This window comes from Micromonospora sp. DT62 (assembly GCF_049847285.1).
GTDB classification, from domain to species: domain Bacteria; phylum Actinomycetota; class Actinomycetes; order Mycobacteriales; family Micromonosporaceae; genus Micromonospora; species Micromonospora reichwaldensis.
Genome location: NZ_JBNCOB010000006.1, coordinates 150,941 through 174,799, shown reverse-complemented (window position 1 = coordinate 174,799; position 23,859 = coordinate 150,941). Strand labels below are relative to the sequence as shown.

The window sequence follows — 23,859 nt, the reverse complement described above, 5'->3', positions numbered from 1 at the left end:
GTTCGAGTCAGACAGGGCGGGCGGGGCCCGAGACTGGGTGGCCGCTCGTGCGGAATCGACGTCACGGACGGTAGCGTGTCGCCCGTGTTCCCTACCGTCCGTGAGGTCCTCGCGCTGGGCCCGGTTCGCCACGGCGCCCCGCGCCTGGTCGCCGGGGACGCCGGTCTCGACCGCCCGGTGCGCTGGGTGCACGTGACCGAGGTGCCCGACATCGCCCCGCTGCTCGGCGGCGGCGAGCTGGTGCTCACCACCGGGATCGGCCTGCCCGCTGACGACGCCGGGCTGCGCGCCTTCATCGGCGACCTGGCGGACGTGGGCGTCTCCGGCCTGGTCGTCGAGCTGGGCCGCCGGTACGTCAGCGGGGTGCCCCGGGTGATGGCCGCCGCCGCCGAGCGGCGCGGGCTGCCCCTGGTCGAGCTGCGGCGGGCCACCCCGTTCGTCCGGATCACCGAGGCCGTGCACGCGCTGATCGTCGACGCCCAGCTGACCGAGCTGCGGGCGACGGAGGAGATCCACCAGCGCTTCACGGAGCTGTCGGTGGAGGGCGCCGGGCCCGGCGAGGTGGTACGGCAGGCCGCCGACCTCTCCGGCTGCCCGGTGGTGCTGGAGAACCTCTCCCGGCAGGTGCTCGCGTACGACCCGGCGGGGGAGAGCGCCGAGCTGCTGCTGGACTGCTGGGAGCAGCACTCGCGGCGGATCCGGCCGGCGGGGCGGACCGCGTACGACGGCGACAACGGGTGGCTGGTGACCACGGTGGGCGCCCGGGGGCAGGACTGGGGGCGGCTGCTGCTGCGCTGGCCCGGCGGGGGCGACCTGGCGGCGGGCCGGCGCGTGTTCGACCCCGTCGAGGAGGGCGGCGCGCCTGTCGGCGTCGCCGCGCCGCCCGTGGTCCCGCCCACCCGGCTGACCATCCTCGTCGAGCGGGCCGCCTCGACGCTGGCCCTGGGCCGGCTGATCCGGCGCGACGCCGAGGGCCTGGAACGGCAGATCCACCGTACGCTGCTCACCGCCCTGCTCGACCACTCGCTACCGGTGGACGAGGTCGCCCTGCGGGCCCGGGCGCTCGGGGTGCTGCTGGAGCGCCGGCACCTGGTCGGGGTGGTGGTCCGGCACCGGGCCGACGACCCGGCGGGGGAGGGCGGCCCGGCCCCGGACCAGGGGCACCCGGGCGGTCCGGAGGCCGGCCCTGCTCGGCTGCGTGATCTCGCCGAGGCGGTCGGGCAGGCGTTGCACGAGGCGAAGCTGACCGGGCTGTCCAGCGCCATCGACGACCACGCCGTCGGCGTGCTGCTCGCCCTGCCGGAACCGGCGGCCGAGGAACGGGCGCTGGCCGCGTTCGCCACCGCGCTGCACCGCACCCGCCCGGACACCCCCGCCCGCCCGGACACCCCCGCCCGTGCGGACGGTCATGCCCGTTCGGACGGTCATGCCCGTTCGGACGGTCATGCCCGCTCGGACGGGCTCGTACGCCCGGACGGGCTCGTACGCCTGGAGAGTCATCCTCGTCCGGGCGGCTCCGCTCGTCCCGACGGCCAGGCCCGCCCGGGCGGCCCCGTCCGTGGTGACGGACCGGCCCGGTCCCACGGGCGGACGAACGGCGTGGCCCGGCCGGCAGGCGGCGGCCTGCTCGTCGCGGCCGGTTCTGGCGTGCCCAGCCTGCGGGAGGCGCGCCGGTCGCTGGTCGAGGCCCGGCAGGTCGCCGACGCCGCCCGGCGGGACCGCCGGGACCTGCCGGTCTTCCGGCTGCCGCACGTCGGGCTGGCGGGGCTGCTGCACCTGCTGCGCGACGAGCCCCGGGTGCAGACCTTCGTCGAGCGGGAACTTGGCGCACTGCTGACCCACGACGCGCAGCACCCGCGGGAGCAGCTGCTGGGCACCCTGCGGGCGTACCTGGAGCAGGGCCGCAACAAGTCGGCGGCGGCCGGGGCGGCGCACCTGTCCCGGCCGGCCTTCTACGAGCGCCTGGCCCGGATCCGCCGCGTCCTGGACGTGGACCTCGACTCGGTCGAGGCCTGCCTCTCCCTGCACGTAGCCCTGCTGGCCCTCGACGCCATCCGCACCCACCCCGCCTCACCCCGCTGACCCCGCCTCACCCCGTTGCCCCGTTGCCCCCGCCTCGCCCCGTTGATCATGAAGTTGTTGCCACGACACGCCGAGGCGAAGCGCAATAACTTCATGATCAACGGGGCGAGCCAGGGGAGGGGGAGGGCGGGGGAGGGGAGGTCAGGTGAGGGCGGTTAGGGCCTTGGCGTAGGGGGGTGGGATGTGGTTCGGGCCGCCCGGGGTGAAGACGTCCGAGGTGGCCGCCGTCGACCAGGCCGTGGCCGGGACCGCGTCGACCAGGGCGCGGACGACCGGGGCGTCGCGCCACTGGTCCTGCTCGGCCAGCAGGCTCAGGGCCACCACGGACTCCTCCACCTCGCCGACGCACTCGAACGGCTTGTGCCCGTCCACGCCCAGCAGCTCCCGGTAGCCGGGGATCTGCGACTCGTCGGCGAGCAGGTCGCCGCCGAAGATGTGGGTGATCCGACCGCGCGACATGAACGGCGCCATGGCCAGGAAGACGAACCGGCACTTCGGGCAGTCGCGGCACCAGCGCTCGCTGGCGTCGCGCAGCTTGAACGCGGCGTTGCAGCTCGTCACCACGTCGTCGTAGCGGTCGATCTCGGCGAACGACCGGGCGATGTGCAGCTCCGACAGCGAGCGCAGCAGCGAGAAGTACGGCTCGGTGAGCCCGGCGTGCCCGGCCAGCGCGGCCCGCAGCAGCCCCTCCGCCTCCACGCCCTTGGACCACTGGTGGTTGATCTCGTGGCCGTTCCAGACCAGGTTCGGGTCCGACGCCGAGCGTTCGTTGGACATCACCACCGGGCCGAGTCCGTGCAGCACCGCCGTCGCGACGGCGATCAGCGAGTTGATCGCGGTGACCGGGATGTGGCCGTTGAGCGCCCCGGCGGCGTTCAGCTCGAACAGCACCGGATCGATGCGCCGCCGGGCGGCGAGCGGGGCCAGCCCGGACGCCTCGTTCACCGCGACGATCACGTGGTTCGGGTTGACCGAGAAGGGCACCGGGTCGAAGCCCGCCCGGCGCAGGGCCTCCAGGCTGACGATGGAGTCCTTGCCGCCGCCGACCGCCGAGAGCGGACGCCTGTCGGAGTCGTCGTACTCCCGGGCCGGGGAGACCGTGCCGGGCGGCACCTCCGGGCGCAGCGCGAGCACGTGGGGCAGCTGGTTGCGGTACGCGTACTCCGCGAGGCCCTTGGTGTAGACGGCGGTGACCAGCTCGGCGGCGGCCGTGCCCAGCGGCGCCGGCAGCACCAGGCGGGGCGGGGCGGCGGCCTTGTAGTAGCTGACGCCGGCGACCACGTGCAGCAGCTCCAGTACCCGGCCCAGGGTCGCCACGGTCTCGTCCGAGGGCGGCGCGTCCGGCAGGGGAAGGGTGACCACCTCGGTGAACCGCTGCTCGCCGTCGGGGCCGGTGAGGGCGTAGTCGAACAACACCTCCCCGGTGGAGAGGTCGATCGAGTAGGACGGGAAGGTGAAGGCGTCCATCCGCCGGAGCTGCTCGTTGGGCACACGCCATACTAGGCCCTGGTTCGTCCGGCCGTGTCCGGCTGCGCCGGACCCCGCCCCTGCCACGCCCGCCAACACCCCCTGAGGAGAGCCTGTGCGCCTGTCTGACCTGCGCGGACGTACCGTCGCCGTCTGGGGGGCCGGCCGGGAGGGCCGGGCCGCGGTGACCGCGATCGCCGCGCACGGCCCGGCCGACCTGGTCGCCGTCGACGACAGCGCCAACTTCCTCAGCCTGCCCTGGGAGGGGCCGCTGGCCGAGGCGGCGCCCCTGGTCACCGGCGAGGAGGGCTTCGCCCGGCTGGCCGCCGCCGACGTGGTGGTCCGCTCGCCCGGCGTGCCGCAGACCCACCCGTGGCTGGTGGAACTGCGCCGGCGCGGGGCGACCGTCACCCAGGGCACCGCCCTGTGGATGGCCGACCACGCCGCCCGCACCGTCGGCGTCACCGGTAGCAAGGGCAAGAGCACCACCTCCAGCCTGATCAGCCACCTGCTCGCCGCCGTGGACCGGCCGAACGTGTTCGGCGGCAACATCGGCGTGCCGACGCTGGACCTGCCGGACGCGGAGCTGTACGTGCTGGAGCTGTCCAGCTACCAGTGCAGCGACCTGACCGACTCGCCCCGGGTCGCGGTCGTCACCTCCCTCTTCCCCGAGCACCTTGACGCGCATGGCGGCGAGCGCGAGTACTACCGGGACAAGCTCAACCTGCTGGCGCACGGGCCACGGACCGTGGTGGTCAACGGCGCCGACCCGAGGCTCGCCCTCGAACTGGGCGACCGTGCGGCCGTACGCGCCGGCCTGCCGGACACCGCCCACGTGGCCGGCGGCGCGGACGGCACGCCCTGGTTCCACCTCGGCGACCGGCCGCTGTTCCCGCGCGCGGTGCTGCCGCTGGTCGGCCGGCACAACGAGGGCAACCTCTGTGTCGCACTCGCCGTGCTCGACGCGCTCGGCGTCGACGTGGTGGAACGCCGGGACACCCTGGCCGTGGCGGTTGCCGAGTTCCAGGGGCTGGCCCACCGCCTCACCGAGATCGCCGACCCGTCCGGCCTCACCTTCGTCGACGACACCCTGGCCACCAGCCCGTACGCGGCCATGCACGCCATCGACGCGTACGAGGGGCGGCCGTTGACCGTGATCGTCGGCGGCACCGACCGGGGCCTGGACTACGCGCCGCTGCGCGAGCACCTCGCGGAGCGCGAACTCATCGTGCTCGGCATCCCCGACAGCGGCCCCCGCATCGTCGAGGCGCTCGCCGGCCTGCCGAAGGTGCGTACCGAGGTGGTCGACGACCTGGTCGACGCCGTCCGGCTGGCCCGCGAGGTGACCCCCGCCGACGGGGTGGTGCTGCTCTCCCCGGCGGCGCCGAGCTACGGGCGGTTCCGCAACTTCGAGCACCGCTCCGAGGTCTTCGCCCAGGCGGTACGCGACACCGCCGGCTGAGTCAGCCCCGGTCGGCGGGCGTCGGGTGCGTCGTGCCCAGGCCCGGCAGCAACTCGTCGTCGTCCGGGTCCCCGTCCGCGTCGTCGTCCGGGTCCCCGGTCTGCGAGGCCGGTGCTTCGGTCTGCGGGGTTGGTGACCCGGGCGCCCCGGCGGCGCCGGCCGGTTGGCGCCGCTTGTCGGGCGTCCAGGCGAAGGCGAGTGCCCCGCCGACGAGGACCAGCAGCATCCCGACCAGGAAGCCGCCCAGGTTCGAGGTCAGCCAGGAGACCAGCCCGAGCAGCAGCGAGAGCACGGCGTAGAAGACCCGCTGCTGCGGAGTGGCGACCAGCAGCACCCCGCAGAGCACCAGGACGGCCGGCACCAGGTACGCGGCCAGGCCCTGCGGCCCGACGTGCAGCAGCACCCCGAGCGGCGCGCGCAGGGTCACGAGCATCTCCGTGCCGCCGAGCGCGATCAGCACCCCGGCGGTGAACGGGCGGCCCCGCCGCCACCGGCGCCAGCGCCCGCCGGATCGGCGGGCGGCCGGCACCGGGTGGTGTCCTCCGCTGGTCACGTCAGCATCCGTCGGAGGTGAACGCCATGCGCAGGTCGGGCAGGTTGAAGACGGCCGCGGTGGTGGCGTAGTTGTTCTGCCGCAGGTTGGTGATGATCACCGTGTCCGACTGCTGGGCGAAGACGCCGGGGTTGCCCCTGACCCCGGGCACCTGGTCGAGGGTGCTGGCGTCCTGCCCGACGTTGATGTTCTTGAACGAGGCGTTGCCGGCGACCTCGTCGCCGTCGACCACCAGGGTGCGGGCGGTGACCGGTGTGCCGGCGCCGCCGGCGGTGATCTTCAGGTAGACGCCGCCCAGGTTGATGCTCTGGCAGAGGTTCGTCAGTTCGGCCTTGTCGATCGCCGACACCATCACCAGGACCTGCCCGCCGGTGTCGCCCTGGTTGGGGCTGTCCGGAATCATCTGGTCGATGGTGGCGAACTGCTCGAACCCCGTGCCGGTGAGCTTGTCGGCGGTGACGGTGAACGGCATGCCGGAGATGGCGAACTGTGCGCCCAGTACGCCCTGGGCGGTCAGCACGACCATGCCGGCGGCACCCGCCACGACGGTGCCCAGCGTGGCGGCGAACCGGCGCCAGCGCACGCCGCTGCGCGGCGGATCGGGTTCGATCGGTGCGATCTGCTCCGACATGGTGGGCTCCCTTTCGAAGATCAATTGATCGGCGACAATGGGAAATCGACTCAAGGGTCTGCGCAGGCTGAAGTTACCGCCGAGTAAATGCCGGGTCAACGGCCGGTGGGGGCTGGTTGAGGCGGTATCTGCCAAATGCGGCCAAAGTGAAAAACCGCTGCGGTTTCCGACCGGGCGGCGTCGGCTGTCCGGCCGGGTGGCCGGGGTGCCGTCAGGGCAGGGTGGCCGCCTCGCCGGCCGGCGCGCACGGCGCGGTCGTGCCCGGGCCGTCGGCCGGGCGTGCCAGCCGCGTCGCCCGGGCCGCGTCGTCGGTGCCGAGGAAGGGTGCGGTGGCCGCGTAGGTGAGCACCGGCAGCAGTTGGGGCAACTCCGTCGCCCGGCCCTGGGCCACCCGGCTGCGCACGGTGGCGTGGATCCCGCCGACCACGGTGGACACCAGCGCGTCCCGGTCCACGTCCGCCGTCGGGCCGGGGCCGGCGTCGGCGAAGAACCGGCGGAAGCTGCCGAGCAGGGCGTCGCGCTCCCGGCGGGCGTCCGGGCCGGCCGCGTCCACCTCTACGAGCGCCATCCGGGCGAAGGCGGGCACGCTCGCCAGCACCTCCAGCAGGGTGCGCAGGGCGGCGCGGGCGGCGTCCGACCATGTCGGCCCGGCCTCCCGGTAGGCGCTCTCCATGAGCTGCGACAGCACGGCGACGCCGTGCCGGTACGCGGCGAGGAAGGCGTCCTCCTTGCCGCTGAAGAGGGCGTAGAAGGCCGGTCGGGTCACCCCGGCGGCATGGCAGATGTCGGTGACCCGGGCGTTGTCGTAGCCCTTCGTCGCCACCTCCCGCACGAGCCCGTCGAAGAGGCGGTCGCGCTGGGTCGCGGCCACCGCCTCGGCGGAGAGCCGGCGCGGACCACGTTTGATCGCGCGATCGGGGTCGCGACCGGGGCGTGCGCCCGGCAGGGGCGCCGGATGCGGACGGCGCTGCGTGGTCAACGTGCCTGCCTCTCCGTTCGATTGACTTTACGACCCTCCGGGGTTTATAACTTTCTGCACGCTCAGTTGGGATCCCGTCACCATGGGTGATCTTCCGGATGGTCACCCGTCGACTCATCGAAGGAGGGCTCGATGGCTGCCATTATCGCGGAACAGGAGCGCCCTCCCAAGGCCGGAAAGACGCAGGTGACGCCGCTGCGCCGCGGCGCGCCACGCCGGCCTGACCGCTGACGTCGCCGCACCACCACCACCGCCGTCCGGCCCCGACGGCCGCCCGGCACCCCTCACCGCCGTCCATGACGCGACGGCCCCGGTCGCCACGTGGGCACCCCCCGCCCGCGCGAGTCGACCTCCCCCCGCCCCGGAAAGGAAGAACCATGCTCAGGTACGGACGAATCGGCGTGGGTCTCACCACCCTCGCGCTGCTGACCGGCGTCGCCGCCGCCCCCGGCTCGGCCGCCGCTCCGCGCTCCGCCACCCCGGCACCGTTCGCCAACAACGTGCTGACCTACCCGACGACGGGCGGCACCGCCGTCGCCGTCAACGACGTGATCCGGGCCAACCTCAGGACCGGCACCAACGCCACCTTCTACTCCTCCGCCTCGGGAACCACCGGCGTGAAGTGCGCCGTGTCCAGCTTCAGCGCCAAGGTGCTGAGCAACCCGGCGGCCCCGGGCACCGCCACCGAGAGCCTGACCGCCCAGTCCTTCACCAACTGCACCACCAACGTCATCGGCACCACCGGGGTGCAGGGCGTGACCGTGCAGAACCTGCCGTACGCCACCTCGGTCACCAGCGCCGGCGTGGTCAAGATCAGCGGCACGGCGACGGCGCCGATCCAGAGCACCGTCGTGCTGAACTCGCTGCTCGGCACGATCACCTGCGTCTACCGGACCAGCACCAACAGCCTGACCGGCACGGCGACCAACGCCAACAACTCGATCACCTTCACCAACCAGACGCTGACGAAGTTCTCCGGCCCCAGCCTCTGCTTCGGCACGGCGTACTTCTCCGCGACGTACTCGCCCGTGCAGGACGCCAGCAAGGGCAACGCCCCCGTCTACGTCAACTGATCGCGGTCCACGGGCCGGCGCGCGGCGATCCGTCGCGCGTCGGCCCCCGGCCGTGCGCCGCTCAGCCGTCGCCCAGCGCCGTGTGCAGGGCCCGCACGGACCGGATGGCCGAGCGGATCTCCTGGAGGTAGCGACCGGGGGTGAGCGCCGGTTCGGGCAGCCCGGCCAGGTCGGGCAGGGCCGGGTCGACGCCGACGGTCTCGATCGCGCAGCCGTACGGCACGGCGAGGGTGCGCAGCGCGTCGCAGTGCTGGAATGGCACGTAGATCGGCGCGGTCACCATCAGCACCGTGTCGCCCGCGCGCAGGCGGACGTGCTCGGCCCAGAACCGCTGGGTGTCGGCGGTGTGCGCGCGGCGCCGCGCGGGATCGCCGGACGGGGCGGCCAGTACGCGCACCTGCGGGCCACCCTCGGGCCGGTACGTGCGCGACGACCAGGAGCGGTGCGGGTGGTCGGCGTCGTGACCGTCCTCCTCGGCCGGGACGGCCACCGCGAACTCCCGCCGCACCGCCGCGTCCAGCGCCGCCACCTCGGTGTCGCAGGGCGGGACGCCGGCCACGTCCAGGGCCCGGCACTCCGCCTCCGACAGCGGGCGGAAGCTGCCCAGCACCGCCACCTCGCCGCCGACCCGGGTGCCGCCGCGCAGCAGGTGCGCCGCGTACGCGACGCGGCGCTGGCAGGCGTGCGCCAACCCGCCGAGCACGACCAGGTGGGCGTACCGCGAGCGGGCCGGCGCCGCCGGACGCACCATGCCGAGCGCGGCGGCGGTGGCGAGCACCAGCCGCGCGGTGGCCGCGTCGACGGCCGGTTCCCGGGCGTCCGGCCGCTCCCGGCCACCCCGGAAGTCCCAGTGCCGGGCGGAGAAGTCGTCGAGGCCGGCCAGCACTCCCGCCACGTCCCCGTCCGGCCACGTGCCGCCGAAGTGCCCGACGAGGTCGCGCAGCGGCCCCGAGCCCACCCAGGCCCGTACGCCGGCCGCGATCGCCTCGACGCTCGTGCCCGCCGCGCCGGTCGGCAGCGCCGGCGCCTCACGCGGCGCTTCCTCACCGGTCCGCACCGCCGGATCGTACCGGCGGCCGGGTGCCCGGGCGACGAACGACCGGGCCGGCGACGAACGACCGGGCCGGGCCGGGCGACGGTGTGGGGCGGCCCCGGTGCCGCGCCACCCACCGCCTCTTGTCCCGGCCGCCGGCTGGTGGCAGCGTGCGGTTACCGCGAACGCCGCTGAGAGGGTGCGACGATGACCACCGAGGATCTGCTGGCCCGGCACCGGGCCGTGCTCCCGTCCTGGATGCCGCTCTACTACGCCGAGCCGATCGAGCTGGTCTCCGGCTCCGGCCGCCGGGTCACCGACGCCCGGGGCCGCACCTACCTCGACTTCTTCGGCGGCGTGCTGACCAACATGATCGGCTACGACGTCCCGGAGATCCGGGAGGCCGTCGAGCGGCAGTTGCGCACCGGCATCGTGCACAGCTCCACCCTCTACCTGATCCGGCAGCAGGTCGAACTGGCCGAGAAGATCGCCCGCCTCTCCGGCATCCCGGACGCGCGGGTCTTCTTCACCAACTCGGGCACCGAGGCGAACGAGGCGGCGCTGCTGGTCGCCACCAACCACCGCCGCTCGCACCAGATCCTCGCCGTGCGCAACAGCTACCACGGCCGGTCGTACGCGGCGATGGGCGTGACCGGCAACCGGGGCTGGTCGGCCAGCGCGCTCAACCCGCTCCAGGTGGCCTGGCTGCACTCCGGCGAGCGGCTGCGCGGCCTGCTGGCCCGGCTGGGCGAGACCGAGCGGGTCGAGGCGGCCGTGGAGGACCTGCACGAGGTGCTCGCCACCCAGACCGCCGGCGACGTGGCCTGCCTGATCGCCGAGCCGATCCAAGGGGTGGGCGGCTTCGTGCACCCGCCGGACGGGCTCTTCGCCGCCTGGAAGAAGGTCCTCGACTCCCACGGCATCCTGTTCGTCTGCGACGAGGTGCAGACCGGCTGGGGACGCACCGGGGAGCACTTCTGGGGCTACCAGGCACACGGCGTGACCCCGGACCTGCTCACCTTCGCCAAGGGCATCGGCAACGGCTTCGCCCTGGCCGGCGTGGTCGGCCGCGCGGACGTGCTGGAGTCGGTGCCGGGGATCAGCTTCTCCACCTTCGGGGGCAACCCGGTCTCGACGGCGGCCGGTAACGCCGTGCTCGACTACCTGCTCGACCACGACCTCCAGGCCAACGCGGCCCGCACCGGGGCGATCCTCGCCGACGGGCTGCGCGCCGCCGTGGGCGGTCTCGACGGCGTCGCGGAGGTACGCGGCAAGGGGCTGATGCTCGGCGTCGAGTTCGTCCGGCCGGGCACCGCCGAGCCGGACCCGGCGCTGACCGACCGGGTCTTCGAGGCGTGCCGCACCGGCGGGCTGCTCACCGGCAAGGGCGGCCTGTACGGCAACGTGCTGCGGATGGGCCCGCCACTGACCCTGACCGAGGACGAGGCCCGCGAGGGCCTGGCCATCCTGGTCGACGCGATCCGCTCCTGCGTGGCGGCGGAGGTGGCGGCGTGAGCGCGGCGGAGCACGGCGTGGACGTCATCGGCCACTTCGTCGACGGCAAGCCGTTCAGCGGCTCGTCCGGGCGGCACGGGGACGTCTTCGATCCGGCGACCGGTCGGCGTACGGCCCGGGTGGAGCTGGCCTCGGCGGCGGACGTCGCGGTCGCGGTGGAGGCCGCCGGGCGCGCGGCCCGGTCCTGGCGGGACGCGTCGCTGGCGAGGCGGACGGCCGTGCTGTTCGCCTTCCGGGAGCTGGTGCACGCGCGGCGGGACCGGCTCGCCCGGGTGATCACCGCCGAGCACGGCAAGGTGCTCGCCGACGCCGCCGGCGAGGTGCAGCGCGGCCTGGAGATCATCGAGTACGCCTGCGGCATCCCCTCCGCGCTGCGCGGCGGGTTCAGCGAGAACGTCTCCACCGAGGTCGACTCGTACAGCCTGCGGCAGCCGCTCGGCGTCGTCGCGGTGATCTCCCCGTTCAACTTCCCGGCGATGGTGCCGCTGTGGTTCCTCCCGATCGCGGTGGCCTGCGGCAACGCGGTGGTGCTCAAGCCGAGCGAGAAGGACCCGAGCGCGGCGCTGCTGCTGGCCGAGTGGTTCGCCGAGGCGGGCCTGCCCGACGGGGTGCTCAACGTCGTCAACGGCGACGCCGAGGCCGTGGACGCGCTGCTGGACCACCCGGGCGTCAAGGCCGTGTCGTTCGTCGGCTCCACCCCGGTCGCCCGGCACGTCCACCAGCGCGGCACCGCCGCCGGCAAGCGGGTGCAGGCGCTGGGCGGGGCGAAGAACCACATGGTGGTGCTCCCCGACGCCGACCTGGACCTGGCCGCCGACGCGGCGGTCAACGCGGGGTTCGGCTCGGCGGGGGAGCGGTGCATGGCGATCTCGGCCCTGGTCGCCGTGGAGCCGGTCGCCGACGCCCTGGTCGCCCGGATCGCCGAGCGGATGGGCCGGCTGCGCACCGGCGACGGCCGGCGCGGCTGCGACATGGGCCCGCTGGTCACCGCCGCGCACGCCGCCCGGGTGCGCGCGTACGTCGAGGCGGGGGTGGCCGCCGGCGCGGTGCCGGTGGTGGACGGCCGCGACGTCGAGCCGGACGGGGACCCGAACGGGTTCTGGCTGGGCCCGACGCTGTTCGACCGCGTCACCCCGGACATGTCGATCTACACCGACGAGATCTTCGGCCCGGTGCTCGGCGTGCTGCGGGTCGGCTCGTACGACGAGGCGGTGGAGCTGGTCAACGCCAACCCGTACGGCAACGGCACGGCGATCTTCACCAACGACGGCGGCGCGGCCCGGCGCTACCAGCACGAGGTGGAGGTCGGCATGGTCGGCGTCAACGTGCCGATCCCGGTGCCGATGGCGTACTACTCCTTCGGCGGTTGGAAGGCCTCGCTCTTCGGCGACCTGCACGCGCACGGCGAGGACGGGGTGCGCTTCTTCACCCGGGGCAAGGTGGTCACCAGCCGCTGGTTGGATCCCCGGCACGGCGGGGTCAACCTCGGCTTCCCCACCCAGACCTGAGCAGGCGCAGGGTGCCGGCCCCGGCCAGGTACGCCACCAGCGCCGCCGCCGGCAGCCCCAGCGGCTCGGGGGCCGCCCTCGGCGTCTGGGCGTTGACCACCAGGGCGTACACCACGGCGGCGAAACCGGCGGCGGTGAGCGCGCTGCGCACGGTGGCCCGCCACCCGCTGCCGGCCGGCGCGCGGCCCGGTGCGGCCCCGCCGCCGGCCGGCCGGCCCTGCCCGGTGCGGCCGGTGCGGGCCTCGACGGGGCCGAAGACGGCGACCAGGGCGGCCAGCACCACGGTCAGCATCAGCACCCACGGCACCCGCCAGGCCAGCCAGGCTGCCGACCCCGCGGGTGGGGTCGGCAGCCGCCCGGCCGCGTCCAGCGCGCCGACCAGCAGGATCGCGGCGGTGAGGTGCCAGAGGAAGACGGTGAGCACGACCGCGTTCACCGCGATCACCGCCTGCCACGGGCGGGGGCGGCGCAGCCAGCGCTCCGCCGGGTCGCGCAGCAGCAGGATCAGCCCGAACTGGGCGACGGTCAGCGTCAGCAGGGCCAGGCTGGGCGGGGCGGCGTTGTCCAGCCGCTCGCCCGGGACGTTGAGCATGCTCACCGGGTACGGTCCGACCGTGGTCAGTAGCACCGTCGCGGCCAGGCCGCCCAGCAGCGCCGCCGCGCCCGCGCGCCGCGACAGCGGCAGCCGACGTGGCCGCGCCCGGTCGCGCGCGGACGCGGGGCGTGGCGGGTGCCCGCCCGCCGCGTCCGGGTGGGCGTCTTGACGCCCGGCGTCGGCGTCGCGCCAGGCGATGCCGAGCTGGTGCACGGCCAGCCAGCCGAGGACGTAGTTCGGCAGCGCCAGCTCCGCCGGGCCCAGCGCCCGCCCCACGTCGCCGGCGACGACCAGCGCGGCCAGCGCCGCCGGCACGAGCAGGCCGAAGCGCCGGTGCAGGGCGAGCATCGCCGGGGTCAGCGGCACCACGATCAGGTAGGCGGCGAGGAACCAGAGCGGGATCGTGGCGAACCAGGCGACGGTACGCACCAGCGTCGCCCCGACGCCGCCGAGCGACGCGAGCGCGGCGCCGCCGGCGATCACCAGCAGCAGCGCGGTCGTCGGGCGCAGCAGCCGGGCGCCCCGGTCCAGCAGCCACGCGGTGGCGTCGACGCCGGCGGCCCGGCGGGCGGCCAGCGAGGCGGCGTTGGCGTACCCGCCGACCAGGAAGAAGATCGGCATCACCTGGGCGACCCAGGTGAGCGGGTACGCCCACGGCAGGTCGGGCAGCGCCGAGCGCCCCGTCGGCCGGCCGGCCGCGTCCTCGCCGATCGTGGCGACGGCCCAGTGGCCGAGAACGACCATGCCGATCGCGAGCGCCCGGAGCAGGTCGACGTAACGTTGCCGACCAGCGGGGGTGCGCGCGGCGAGTTGCCGCAGGCGGCGCATGGCCCCGAGGGTACGTCAGGCGTGGACTGGCCGCTGCTGATAACGGTTCGGTCCCCGGGGGTTGAAGTCCGCGCCCTCCTGCCGTAGAAATTCTTCAGCAACATATTGCGAACTGAAGACAAATTCCCCCTGCGCCTCGTGCGGCGGTCGCCATCCCCCATCCGGCGACCGCCCGGACGGATCCGAGGAGAGACCATGAACAGGCGTGACATCCTGCGGCGCACCGCCGCCGCCGGCCTCCTGGCCACCCCCGCCGCCGGCCTGCTGACCGGCTGTGCCACGGGCGGCGGTGACGACGACAAGGGCGACGCCGGCACCTACAAGGGCACCAAGAGCGAGCAGAACCCGCTCGGTGTCAAGGAGGACGCGCCCCTCGAGGTGGTGATCTTCAACGGCGGCTTCGGCGAGGAGTACGCGAAGGCCCACGAGGCCATGTACACCGAGAAGTACCCGAAGGCGAAGATCAACCACTCGGCGACGCAGGAGATCGCGAAGACCCTCCAGCCGCGCTTCGTCGACAACACCCCGCCGGACGTGGTCAACAACTCCGGCGCCAACCAGATCGACTTCAACGGCCTGGTGTCGCAGAACGCCATCGCCGACCTGGGCGAGCTGCTGGCCGCCCCGAGCCTCGACATCCCGGGCAAGACGGTCAAGGACACCCTGCTGCCGGGTGCCGTCGAGGTCGGCTCGTACGACGGCAAGTTCCTGGTCATGAACTACACCTACACCGTCTACGGCATCTGGCACTCCACCAAGCTCTTCACCGAGCGCAAGTGGGAGTACGCCAAGACCTGGGACGAGCACATCGCGCTGTGCAAGCAGATCAAGGCCGCGGGCATCGCCCCCTGGACGTACGCGGGCGCGCACCCGCGCTACATGAGCTGGCCGGTCATCTCGACCGCCATCAAGTTCGGCGGCCCCTCGGTCGCCACGGCGATCGACAACCTGGAGCCCAACGCCTGGAAGTCCGACGCGATGAAGACCGCGGCCGACGCCTGGCACCAGATCGTCAAGGACAAGTTCATCCTCGAGGGCTCGCCCGGCCTCGACCACAAGCAGTCGCAGACCGCGTGGTGCCAGGGCAAGGCGGCCTTCATCTCCTGCGGTTCCTGGCTGGAGAGCGAGCAGAAGGACGTCACGCCGGCCGGGTTCAACATGACCATCCAGCCGACCCCGAGCCTGGGCAGCGGCGACAAGCTGCCGTTCGAGGCCGTCCGGGGCACCGCCGGGGAGCCGTTCATGGTCCCGGCGAAGGCCAAGAACGTCGCCGGCGGCCTGGAGTTCTTCCGGGTCATGCTCTCCAAGAAGGGCGCGCAGGACTTCACCAAGAAGGTCTCCAGCCTGACCGTGGTGGCCGGTGCCAGCGAGGGCGTCGAGCTGCCGTTCGGGCTGAACACGGTCGTCAAGGCGCTGGATGCCTCCGGCAGCAACGGCTTCAACTGGGTCTACAACAACTACTACCGCAAGCTGGAGCGCAACCTCATCGACGCCGCGTGCGGCGAGTTCTTCAGCGGGCGGATCAGCCCGGCGGAGTTCCTCGACCAGTGCCAGAAGGGCGCGGACTCGATCGCCCAGGACAGCTCGATCAAGAAGTACAAGCGGGCCGCCTGACACCCCGGCCGGTGGGGGCGGGGTGGACCGCCCCGCCCCCACCGGGCCGCCGCTGAAGAGGTAGGACCTCATCGTGAGACATGGCAAGTACCCGCTGATCGTCACCTTCCTGGTGCCGCCGGTGCTGCTCTACGTCATCTTCGTCGTGTCGCCGTACCTCCAGGCGTTCCAGATCTCCACCACCGACTGGCTCGGCTACTCGCCCGACGCCAACTCCGTCGGGCTGGCGAACTTCAAGACGCTCTGGAACGACGACTACGTCTGGAACGCGTTGAAGAACAACGCGATCCTGCTGGCGCTGGTTCCGGTGCTGACGATCGTGCTCGGCCTCTTCTTCGCCGCCATGCTCAACATGGGCGGGCGCAAGGGCCGGGCGGGGGTCAGCGGGGTGCGCGGCTCGTCGTTCTACCGCACGGTCTACTTCTTCCCCCAGGTGCTCTCCGTCGTGATCATCGCGCTGCTGTGGAAGGAGGTCTACCACCCGAACAAGGGCCTGCTCACCAGCGCCCTGAACAGCGTCGGTCTGGGCGCGCCCACCTGGCTGGGGGATCCGCGGACCGCCTTCTGGTGCGTGCTCGCCGTGATGATCTGGAGCAACGTCGGCTTCTACGTGGTGCTCTTCGGCGCGGCCATGTCGGCCATCCCCAAGGAGATCTACGAGGCGGTCATGCTCGACGGCGCCTCCCGGCTGACCACGCTGTGGAAGGTGACCATCCCGCTGCTCTGGGACACCGTCCAGGTCGCCTGGGTCTACCTGGCCATCTTCGCCCTGGACGGGTTCATCCTGGTGCAGTTGATGACCAACGGCGGTCCCAACTTCTCCACCGACGTCATCGGTGTGCGGATGTACGACACGGCGTTCGGCAGCGAGACCAAGTTCGGCTACGCCTCGGCGATCGGCGTGGTGATGTTCTTCCTGACCCTCACGGTGGCGGTGCTGGCGCTGCGGGCCAGCAAGCGAGACAGGATCGAGTACTCGTGACGACTCTGGACAAGCCCGCGTCCGTGGCGCTGCCCGACGAGCCTCCCGGCCCCGCCGACCGCCCGGTACGCCGCGAACTCGGCGTCGCCAACGTGCTGTCGCACGGCTTCCTGCTGTTCTGGGGTGCGCTGACCGTACTGCCGCTGCTCTGGATGTTCATCAGCTCGTTCAAGAGCAACGCGGAGATCCTGGCCGACCCGTGGTCGCTGCCCGGCGCGCTGCGCTTCGACAACTGGTCGCGCGCGTGGAGCGGGGCGCACATCGGCCAGTACTTCCTGAACAGCCTGGTGGTGGTCGCGGGCTCGGTCACCCTGACCATGCTGATGGGCGCCACCGCCGCGTACGTCTTCGCGCGCTACGAGTTCCGGGGCAAGCAGGTCGTCTACTACCTGTTCGTCGGCGGGCTGATGTTCCCTGTCTTCCTGGCCCTGGTGCCGCTGTTCTTCGTGGTGCGCAACGCCGGCCTGTTCGGCACCTGGACCGGGCTGATCCTGGTCTACGCCGCGTACTCGCTGCCGTTCACGGTGTTCTTCCTGACCGCCTTCTTCCGTACCCTGCCCACGGCCGTCGCGGAGGCGGCACTGGTCGACGGCTGCGGTCACTTCCGGCTCTTCTTCCAGGTGATGCTGCCGATGGCGCGTCCGGGACTGATCAGCGTCGCGATCTTCAACTTCCTCAGCCACTGGAACCAGTTCCTGCTGCCCCAGGTGCTCATGCAGGGCGACGAGTCCAAGTGGGTGCTCGCCCAGGGGCTCGCCGCGCTCTCGGTCAACCAGGGCTACGCCGGCGACTACGCGCAGCTCTTCGCCGGCCTCACCATCGCGGTGGTCCCGGTACTGCTGGTCTACATTCTCTTCCAGCGCCAGGTCCAGTCCGGGCTGACCGCCGGCCAGCTCAAGTAAGCCCCTTCGCGCCGGACCGGTTCTGATCAGCTCGGCAGGGCGCCTCGGTGCGTGCGGAGCTGGCCCGACCGGTCGCTGTCCGCGCGCTGTCGAGCTGATGTCGTAGACGATTCGCTCGTCGGTGGCGCCTGGCCCGGTCCGCTGCGCCGCGCGCGGCGCGGACGCCACACCGCGCTGGCACCGGCGCGGACGCCACGCGCGCGCTCCGCCCCGACCTGCACCGGGGGCTCGGCACCGGCGCGGACGCCGGCCGCGCGATGACGTAGACGATTCAGCTCGACAGCGCCGGGCGAGGCAGCCCTCGCCCCCGGGCGGGTGGACGGCGGGGACGGCGACCCGAGCGCCGTGTGCGACCCCTGCCCGCCGCGAAGCGGGCCAAGCGGGAGTCCGAGCTGGCGTCGGTCCCGGCGACGCGCGCAGGGTCAGGCCACCGGCACCAGGAGGGCGTGCAGGGCGACCGGGTCGGTCACCTCGGGCAGGTCCCGGGCGGCGAGCCAGGCCGCCGCGGCCGCGCCGTCGCCGGCCGAGTGCAGCGGCGCGTCCGGCCACCGCCGGGCGACCTCGGCCCGGACCGCCGCGGCGAGCGGGGTGTCGCCGGTCAGCAGGCCGCCGCCGAGCACGATGGGGGAGACCCCGCCCGCGGGGCGGATCCGCGCCGCGCTCTCCGCCAGGTGCGCGGCGGCCTCGTCGAGGAGCCCACAAGCGACCGGCTCGCCGTCGACGGCGGCGGCGACCACGAGGGGCGCGAGCCGGGCCAGTTCCACGGGGGGTCGCCGGGTCACCGTCTGGACCAGGGCGTCGACGGTGTCCCGGGGGCGGGCAGCCACCTCGGCGGAGCCGAGCAGTTCGGTGAGCACCCCGGTCGCCAGCCGGCCCGGTGCGTGCCCCCGGTCGAGGTCGGCCAGCAGCCGGCGGACCGCCTCCCGGCCCAGCCAGAAGCCCGAGCCCGCGTCGCCGAGCAGCCAGCCGTGACCGTCGGCGACCCGGTCCAGCCGCAGCTCCCGTACCCCGGCGGCGATCGCCCCGGTGCCGGCGATCAGCACCGTGCCGTCCGGGCTGGCGGTCCCCGACGCGTACGCGACCAGCGCGTCGCCGTGCACCGCGTACGGGCAGCGCAGGCCGGCGTCACGCCAGGCCCGGTCGAAGGCGTCGCGGCCCGCCGGATCGGCGAGCAGCCGGCCCGCCCCGGCCAGCCCGATCGTGCCGCCACGCACCAGGGCGGGATCGACGCCGGCGAGCGCCTCCCGCAGGGCGGCCAGGAGTTCGCCCGCCGCCCGCTCGGCACCGTGGCTGGTGGGGTTTCCGCCGCCCGCCCGGCCGCTGCCCAGCCGCCGCCCGTCGAGGGTCAGGGCGGTCGCCCGGGTGGACGTACCCCCGACGTCGAGACCGACCACGACGCTGTCGGACATCCGCAGCCACCCCTTCGATCGACGCCGCGTTCATGCTGGTCGGCCCAACGACGGCAGGCAAGGGGCGGACCCGCCCGGAGGCCGTGCGCCAGGTAACAGTTTGAAAACTTCGCCCACGGTCTTGACACGGAGGGGCTTTCAGTAAGAACTTTTACCACTAACAGTTAACACTCTTTTCGGAAAGGTGCCCCATGGTTGATCACGAGGTGGACGCCTCCGCGGGGACCGCGGTGGTCGACGCCGGCGCGGTCGACCGGCGGGGTGCGCTCGGGGTCGGCTCCGACGGCGTGCTGGCGCGGGTCCGGGCCGGCGCGGGCGAGCTGACGGGGGCACTGCGCCGCGTCGCCGAGCACGTGCTCAGCGACCCGGAGGCCGCCGCCCGGGCGACCATCGTGGAACTGGCCGAGCGCAGCGGCACCTCCCCGGCGACGATCACCCGGTTCTGCCGGGCGATGGGCTTCGACGGCTACGCCGACCTGCGGCTCGGCATCGCCGCGGAGACCGGCCGGGCCCGCTCGGCGGGCTGGACCGTCGACATCGGCCGCGAGATCCAGCCCAGCGACCCCCTCTCCCGGGTCCTCGACCAGATCATGGCCGCCGACACCCGCGCCATGCACGACACCGCCGCGCTGCTCGACCTCGTCGAGGTGGAACGGGCCGCCGTCGCCATCGCCGGGGCGTCCAGAGTGAACATCTTCGGGGCCAGCGGCAGCGCCCTGGTCGGCGAGGAGATGCAGTTCAGCCTGCACCGCATCGGCGTGGCGGCCTGGGCCTGGAACGACGTGCACGAGGGCCTCGCCAGCGCGGCCCTGCTGTGCCAGGGCGACGTGGCGCTCGGCATCTCGCACACCGGCCAGACCCGCGAGACCATCGAGATGCTCGCCGAGGCGGGCAGCCGGGGCGCGACCACCGTGGCGCTGACCGGATTCCCGCGCTCGCCGCTGGCCGAGCTGGCCGACATCGTGCTGCTCACCGCCAGCCAGGCCACCACCTTCCGCCCCGACGCGCTCTCCGCCCGGCACCCGCAGCTGGTCGTGCTCGACCTGCTCTACATCGCCGTCGCCCAGCGCACCCACGACCGCGCCCACGCGGCCTTCCGGCGTACCGCCCAGGCCGTCGACGGGCACAAGGCCGCGAAGGGGGCCACCGCATGATCAGCGCCCAGGGGTACGCCGACGCCGTCCGCCCGGTGCTCGACCGGCTCGTCGACGCCAGCGCCGACGCGATCGGCGCCGCCGCCGACCTGATCGCCACCAGCCTGCGCGCCGGCGGGGTGCTCCAGGCGTTCGGCGCCGGCCACTCCGAGGCGTTCGCCGCGGAACTGGTCGCCCGGGCCGGCGGGCTGGTGCCCACCAACCGGCTCTCCCTGCACGACCTGGTGCTGCACGGCGACGCCCCGCGCGACGTGCTCGCCGACCCGAAGCTGGAGCGCGACCCGGCGGTCGCCCACCAGCTCTACGAGCTGGCTGCCCCGCAGCCGCGGGACGTGTTCGTGGTGGCCTCGCAGTCCGGCATCAACGGCTCGGTGGTCGAGCTGGCGACGCTGGTCACCGGACGCGGCCACCCGCTGATCGCGGTCACCTCGGTCGCGCACACCGCACGGGTCGCCCCGCGGCACCCGTCCGGCCGGCGCCTCGCCGACCTCGCCGACGTCGTGCTGGACAACGGCGCGCCGTACGGCGACGCACTGCTGCCGCTCGAGGGCGGCGGCGCGGTCTGTGCGGTCTCCTCGGTCACCGCGGCGCTGCTGGCGCAGCTGCTGACCGCCGAGGTCGTACGACGGTTCCACCAGGCCGGGGAGGTACCCCCTATCTACCTCTCCGCCAACGTCCCCGGCGGGGACGAGCACAACCACGCCCTCGAGTCGCGGTACGCCGGGCGCCTCCGGCGGACCGCCTGACCCGAACACACAAGGAGAGACGACGATGTCGATTACCCCCGACAACCCGGCCGACCTGAGCCGCCGGACCATGCTGCGCCGGGCCGCCGCGGTGGGCCTGCTCGCCACCCCGGCCGCCGGCCTGCTGAGCGCCTGCGCGACCAGCGGCAGCGACGAGAAGAACGAGCAGGTCGCGGACGGTGCGAAGAGCGCCACCAACCCGCTCGGGGTGGCCGAGGACGCCCCGATCGAGGTGGTCATCTTCAACGGTGGCTACGGCGAGAAGTACGCCACCGACGTGCACCAGCCGCTGTACAAGAAGGCGTTCCCGAAGGCCGAGGTCAAGCACCAGTCGACCCAGGCCGTCTCCACCGTCCTCCAGCCGCGGTTCGCCTCGGGCAACCCGCCGGAGTTCGTCAACAACTCCGGCGAGAAGCTGATCGACTTCGGCTCCCTGGTCGCCGACGGTCAGCTCCAGGACCTCACCGAGCTCTGGGACGCCCCGTCGGTCGACGACCCGAACAAGAAGGTCCGCGACACCGTGGTGCCGGGCACCGTCGACGTCGGCTCCTTCAACGGCAAGCCGTACGTCCTGTACTACGTCTCCACCGTCTTCGGCATCTGGTACTCGGGCAAGCTGTTCAAGGACAACGGCTGGGCGCCGGCGAAGGACTGGTCCGAGTTCACCGCCCTGCTCGACAAGATCAAGGCCAAGGGCATCACCCCGTACGGCTACGCCGGGGCGAACGCCGCGTACTACCAGTGGAACGTGATCCTCACCCACGCGGCGAAGATCGGCGGCACCGACGTACTGAAGAACATCGACAACCTGGAGGACGGCGCCTGGCAGCAGGACGCGGTCAAGCAGGCCGCCGCGGCGTGGGCCGAGATCGGCGCCAAGTACGTCGACAAGAGCTTCGAGGGGCTCAAGCACACCGACGTGCAGCTGCGGCAGAACCAGTACAAGCTGGCGTTCTACCCCAGCGGCGACTGGCTGGAGGGCGAGCAGAAGAAGGACACCCCGTCCGGCTTCGACTACCAGCTGATGCCGGTGCCGAGCCTGTCCGCGTCGGACAAGCTGCCGGCGACGGCGCTGCGGGCCACGGCCGGTGAGGGCTACTTCGTCTCGGCCAAGAGCAAGAACCCCAAGGGCGGCTTGGAGTACATGCGCCAGATGCTCTCGGTGGCCGGCGCGAAGGGCTTCACCGAGGTGGTCAAGGCCCCAACCGTGGTCACCGCCGGCTCGGAGGGCTTCGCCTTCCCGCCCGGCGTGGCCAGCTCGCAGGCCGCGCTGAAGGCCGCCGGCCAGGACGTGTTCAACATCTACTTCGACGGCTGGTACAAGGAGCTCGACACGGAGGCCCGCACGGCCACCAACGAGCTGATGTTCGGCCGGATCAAGGCGGACGCCTTCGTGGAGCGCATCCAGAAGCGTGCCGACGCGATCAAGAAGGACAGCTCCATCGCCAAGTTCAAGCGCTGATCGATCGGAGCGTAGGGGTCATGCGGCACGGCAAGTATCCGTTCGTGATCGGGTTCCTCTTCGTCCCGGTCACGCTGTACGTGGTCTTCGTCATCGCGCCGTACGCGCAGGCGTTCCAGATCTCGATGACCAACTGGCGGGGGCTCTCGGCCCCGCAGTGGGTGGGCTTCGACAACTTCCGGAGGTTGTGGGACGACGACAACTTCTGGAAGGCGGTCCAGCACCACGGCGTACTGCTGCTTGCCCTGCCGCTGATCACCATCGCCATCGCCCTGTTCTTCTCCTTCCTGCTCAACGTGGGCGGGAAGAGCAGCGGCGGGCAACGCCAGGGGGTCTGGGGGTCGAAGTTCTACCGGGTGGTGTTCTTCTTCCCCCAGGTCCTGGCGGTGGCCATCATCGCGGTGCTGTTCCAGATGGTCTACCGGCCGAACGAGTCCGGCCTGATCAACGGCGTGCTGATGAAGCTCGGCTTCGACCCGGTGCTCTTCCTGGTCCGGCCGAACCTGGCGCTCTGGTCGATCATCGGCGTGCTGGTCTGGCAGGCGGTCGGCTTCTACGTGGTGCTCTTCTCGGCGGGCATGGCCTCCATCCCGGGCGAGATCTACGAGGCCGCCGAGGTGGACGGGGCGAGCCGGGTGACGCTCTTCTTCCGGGTCACCCTGCCGCTGCTCTGGGACACCCTCCAGGTCGCCTGGGTCTACCTGGGCATCGCCGCGTTCGACGCGTTCGCCATCGTCTCGGTGCTCTCGGTGGACGGCGGCGGCCCGGACGGCGCCACCACCGTCCTGGCCATGGAGATCTACCGCAACGCCTTCGTCTACTCGAAGTACGGCTACGCCTCGGCCATGGGCGTGGCGCTGTTCTTCCTCACCCTCACGTTCGCGGCGCTGACGCTGCGGCTGACCAAGCGGGAAAGCGTGGAGTACTGATGAACCCGCAGACGACGGTGCCGCCGACGCCGGCGGCGCTACCGCCGAAGACCGTGAAGCCGGGCGCCGCGGGTGGGCGCGGAGGTCGGGGCAGACGCTCCGAGGTACGGCTTCTCGCCACCCTCGGGCACGTGGCGCTCGCGGTCTGGGCGGTGATCGTGATCGTGCCGATCCTCTGGACCTTCCTCGCCTCGTTCAAGAACACGACGGAGATCTTCAGCAGCCCGTGGACCCTGCCGGCCGAGCTGCGCTTCGAGAACTACGCCCGGGCGTGGAACAAGGCGAACGTCGGGCGCTACTTCCTGAACAGCGTGATCGTGGTGGCGTGCAGCACCTTCGGCACCATGCTGCTCGGCTCGATGGCCGCGTACGTGCTGGCCCGCTACAAGTTCTGGGGCAACCGGGCGATCTACTACCTGTTCGTCTCGGGGCTGGCGTTCCCGGTCTTCCTCGCCCTCGTGCCGCTCTTCTTCGTGGTGAAGAACCTGGGGCTGCTGGACACCCACACCGGGGTGGTGCTGGTCTACATCGCCTACTCGCTGCCGTTCACGGTGTTCTTCCTGGCCGCGTTCTTCAAGACGCTGCCGTCGTCGGTCGCCGAGGCGGGGATGATCGACGGCTGCTCGCACACCCGGCTCTTCTTCCAGGTGATGATGCCGATGGCGAAGCCGGGCCTGATCAGCGTCGGCATCTTCAACATCATCGGCCAGTGGGGGCAGTACCAGTTGCCGCTCGTGCTGCTCTCCAACGCCAAGGACAAGTGGGTGCTCACCCAGGGCATCGCCGACATCTCGGTCAACGCCGGCTACGAGGCCGACTGGTCCGGCCTCTTCGCCGCCCTGACCATCGCCATCCTCCCGATGATCGTCGTGTACGCGATCTTCCAGCGGCAGATCCAGTCGGGTCTCACCTCCGGCGCGGTCAAGTAGACCCGG

The 23,859-nt window shown here is 72.7% G+C and carries 19 protein-coding genes and 2 pseudogenes; 14 read left to right on the top strand and 7 right to left on the bottom strand.

Annotation, left to right across the window (positions count from 1 at the left end):
- Window positions 1–75: 75 nt before the first annotated feature.
- Window positions 76–411: pseudogene (locus ACPXCB_RS11710) on the top strand (PucR family transcriptional regulator ligand-binding domain-containing protein); the annotation flags it as partial.
- 1,215 nt (window positions 412–1,626) lie between these two features.
- A pseudogene (locus ACPXCB_RS11705) lies at window positions 1,627–2,082 on the top strand (PucR family transcriptional regulator); the annotation flags it as partial.
- 141 nt (window positions 2,083–2,223) lie between these two features.
- On the opposite strand, the gene ACPXCB_RS11700 reads toward ACPXCB_RS11705, so the two are convergent.
- Entirely contained in the window at window positions 2,224–3,573 is a 1,350-nt protein-coding gene (locus tag ACPXCB_RS11700) for a hypothetical protein (RefSeq protein ID WP_425874738.1), read from the bottom strand.
- Window positions 3,574–3,664: 91 nt separating this feature from the next.
- Here ACPXCB_RS11700 and murD point away from each other — a divergent pair, with 91 nt between their 5' ends.
- Window positions 3,665–5,011 carry a UDP-N-acetylmuramoyl-L-alanine--D-glutamate ligase gene (gene murD, locus ACPXCB_RS11695; RefSeq protein ID WP_425874736.1) on the top strand — a complete coding sequence of 449 codons (1,347 nt, stop codon included), beginning with the start codon at window positions 3,665–3,667 and terminating at the stop codon, window positions 5,009–5,011.
- Window position 5,012: 1 nt separating this feature from the next.
- Here murD and ACPXCB_RS11690 read toward each other — a convergent pair whose 3' ends face one another.
- The 3 genes from ACPXCB_RS11690 to ACPXCB_RS11680 form a co-directional block, all read right to left on the bottom strand.
- A complete protein-coding gene (locus ACPXCB_RS11690) occupies window positions 5,013–5,564 on the bottom strand; it encodes a DUF6114 domain-containing protein (RefSeq protein ID WP_425874734.1) in 552 nt (183 codons plus the stop codon).
- Between the two features lies 1 nt (window position 5,565).
- Complete coding sequence (locus ACPXCB_RS11685; RefSeq protein ID WP_425874732.1) at window positions 5,566–6,195, bottom strand: DUF6230 family protein; 630 nt, start codon at window positions 6,193–6,195, stop codon at window positions 5,566–5,568.
- Window positions 6,196–6,406: 211 nt separating this feature from the next.
- Complete coding sequence (locus ACPXCB_RS11680) at window positions 6,407–7,174, bottom strand: TetR/AcrR family transcriptional regulator (protein WP_425874730.1); 768 nt, start codon at window positions 7,172–7,174, stop codon at window positions 6,407–6,409.
- Window positions 7,175–7,551: 377 nt separating this feature from the next.
- On the opposite strand from ACPXCB_RS11680, the gene ACPXCB_RS11675 reads away from it, so the two are divergent.
- Window positions 7,552–8,247: a Tat pathway signal sequence domain protein gene (locus tag ACPXCB_RS11675; RefSeq protein WP_425874728.1), complete on the top strand. Its 696-nt coding sequence runs from the start codon at window positions 7,552–7,554 to the stop codon at window positions 8,245–8,247.
- Between the two features lie 61 nt (window positions 8,248–8,308).
- Here the strand turns inward: ACPXCB_RS11675 and ACPXCB_RS11670 are convergent, their stop codons facing one another.
- The gene (locus tag ACPXCB_RS11670; protein WP_425874726.1) at window positions 8,309–9,304 is read right to left on the bottom strand and encodes a hypothetical protein; all 996 of its coding nucleotides are present in this window, start codon (window positions 9,302–9,304) and stop codon (window positions 8,309–8,311) included.
- 183 nt (window positions 9,305–9,487) lie between these two features.
- Here ACPXCB_RS11670 and ACPXCB_RS11665 point away from each other — a divergent pair, with 183 nt between their 5' ends.
- Window positions 9,488–10,795 carry an aspartate aminotransferase family protein gene (locus ACPXCB_RS11665; protein WP_425874724.1) on the top strand — a complete coding sequence of 436 codons (1,308 nt, stop codon included), beginning with the start codon at window positions 9,488–9,490 and terminating at the stop codon, window positions 10,793–10,795.
- Window positions 10,796–10,812: 17 nt separating this feature from the next.
- Window positions 10,813–12,303, top strand: coding sequence for a CoA-acylating methylmalonate-semialdehyde dehydrogenase (locus ACPXCB_RS11660; RefSeq protein WP_425875015.1), 1,491 nt, complete (start codon window positions 10,813–10,815; stop codon window positions 12,301–12,303).
- Here ACPXCB_RS11660 and ACPXCB_RS11655 read toward each other — a convergent pair.
- Window positions 12,275–13,726: an acyltransferase family protein gene (locus ACPXCB_RS11655; protein ID WP_425874722.1), complete on the bottom strand. Its 1,452-nt coding sequence runs from the start codon at window positions 13,724–13,726 to the stop codon at window positions 12,275–12,277. The two genes, ACPXCB_RS11660 and ACPXCB_RS11655, sit on opposite strands and share 29 nt — an antisense overlap.
- Window positions 13,727–13,921: 195 nt before the next feature.
- Here ACPXCB_RS11655 and ngcE (ACPXCB_RS11650) point away from each other — a divergent pair, with 195 nt between their 5' ends.
- The 3 genes from ngcE (ACPXCB_RS11650) to ACPXCB_RS11640 all read left to right on the top strand — a co-directional run bounded on the left by ngcE (ACPXCB_RS11650) (window position 13,922) and on the right by ACPXCB_RS11640 (window position 17,224).
- Window positions 13,922–15,340, top strand: coding sequence for an N-acetylglucosamine/diacetylchitobiose ABC transporter substrate-binding protein (gene ngcE / locus ACPXCB_RS11650; protein WP_425874721.1), 1,419 nt, complete (start codon window positions 13,922–13,924; stop codon window positions 15,338–15,340).
- A gap of 73 nt (window positions 15,341–15,413) precedes the next feature.
- Window positions 15,414–16,322 carry a carbohydrate ABC transporter permease gene (locus ACPXCB_RS11645; protein ID WP_363900616.1) on the top strand — a complete coding sequence of 303 codons (909 nt, stop codon included), beginning with the start codon at window positions 15,414–15,416 and terminating at the stop codon, window positions 16,320–16,322.
- On the top strand, window positions 16,319–17,224 hold the full coding sequence (locus ACPXCB_RS11640) for a carbohydrate ABC transporter permease (RefSeq protein WP_425857501.1): 906 nt from the start codon (window positions 16,319–16,321) through the stop codon (window positions 17,222–17,224). The genes ACPXCB_RS11645 and ACPXCB_RS11640 overlap by 4 nt, the downstream gene beginning before the upstream one ends.
- Before the next feature lie 422 nt (window positions 17,225–17,646).
- On the opposite strand, the gene ACPXCB_RS11635 is transcribed toward ACPXCB_RS11640, so the two are convergent.
- Window positions 17,647–18,633 carry an N-acetylglucosamine kinase gene (locus ACPXCB_RS11635; protein ID WP_425874718.1) on the bottom strand — a complete coding sequence of 329 codons (987 nt, stop codon included), beginning with the start codon at window positions 18,631–18,633 and terminating at the stop codon, window positions 17,647–17,649.
- 191 nt (window positions 18,634–18,824) lie between these two features.
- Here ACPXCB_RS11635 and ACPXCB_RS11630 point away from each other — a divergent pair, with 191 nt between their 5' ends.
- The 5 genes from ACPXCB_RS11630 to ACPXCB_RS11610 are packed head-to-tail and all read left to right on the top strand — an operon-like array spanning window position 18,825 to window position 23,853.
- Window positions 18,825–19,787: a MurR/RpiR family transcriptional regulator gene (locus ACPXCB_RS11630; RefSeq protein ID WP_425874716.1), complete on the top strand. Its 963-nt coding sequence runs from the start codon at window positions 18,825–18,827 to the stop codon at window positions 19,785–19,787.
- The gene (locus ACPXCB_RS11625) at window positions 19,784–20,533 is read left to right on the top strand and encodes a sugar isomerase domain-containing protein (protein WP_425874715.1); all 750 of its coding nucleotides are present in this window, start codon (window positions 19,784–19,786) and stop codon (window positions 20,531–20,533) included. Before ACPXCB_RS11630 ends, ACPXCB_RS11625 begins: the two co-directional genes overlap by 4 nt.
- A 25-nt stretch (window positions 20,534–20,558) precedes the next feature.
- Window positions 20,559–21,995, top strand: a complete 1,437-nt coding sequence (gene ngcE, locus ACPXCB_RS11620; RefSeq protein WP_425874714.1) for an N-acetylglucosamine/diacetylchitobiose ABC transporter substrate-binding protein — start codon at window positions 20,559–20,561, stop codon at window positions 21,993–21,995.
- A 20-nt stretch (window positions 21,996–22,015) separates the two neighbouring features.
- Complete coding sequence (locus ACPXCB_RS11615) at window positions 22,016–22,924, top strand: carbohydrate ABC transporter permease (RefSeq protein WP_425874712.1); 909 nt, start codon at window positions 22,016–22,018, stop codon at window positions 22,922–22,924.
- Window positions 22,924–23,853, top strand: coding sequence for a carbohydrate ABC transporter permease (locus ACPXCB_RS11610; protein ID WP_425874710.1), 930 nt, complete (start codon window positions 22,924–22,926; stop codon window positions 23,851–23,853). Before ACPXCB_RS11615 ends, ACPXCB_RS11610 begins: the two co-directional genes overlap by 1 nt.
- Window positions 23,854–23,859: the final 6 nt, after the last annotated feature.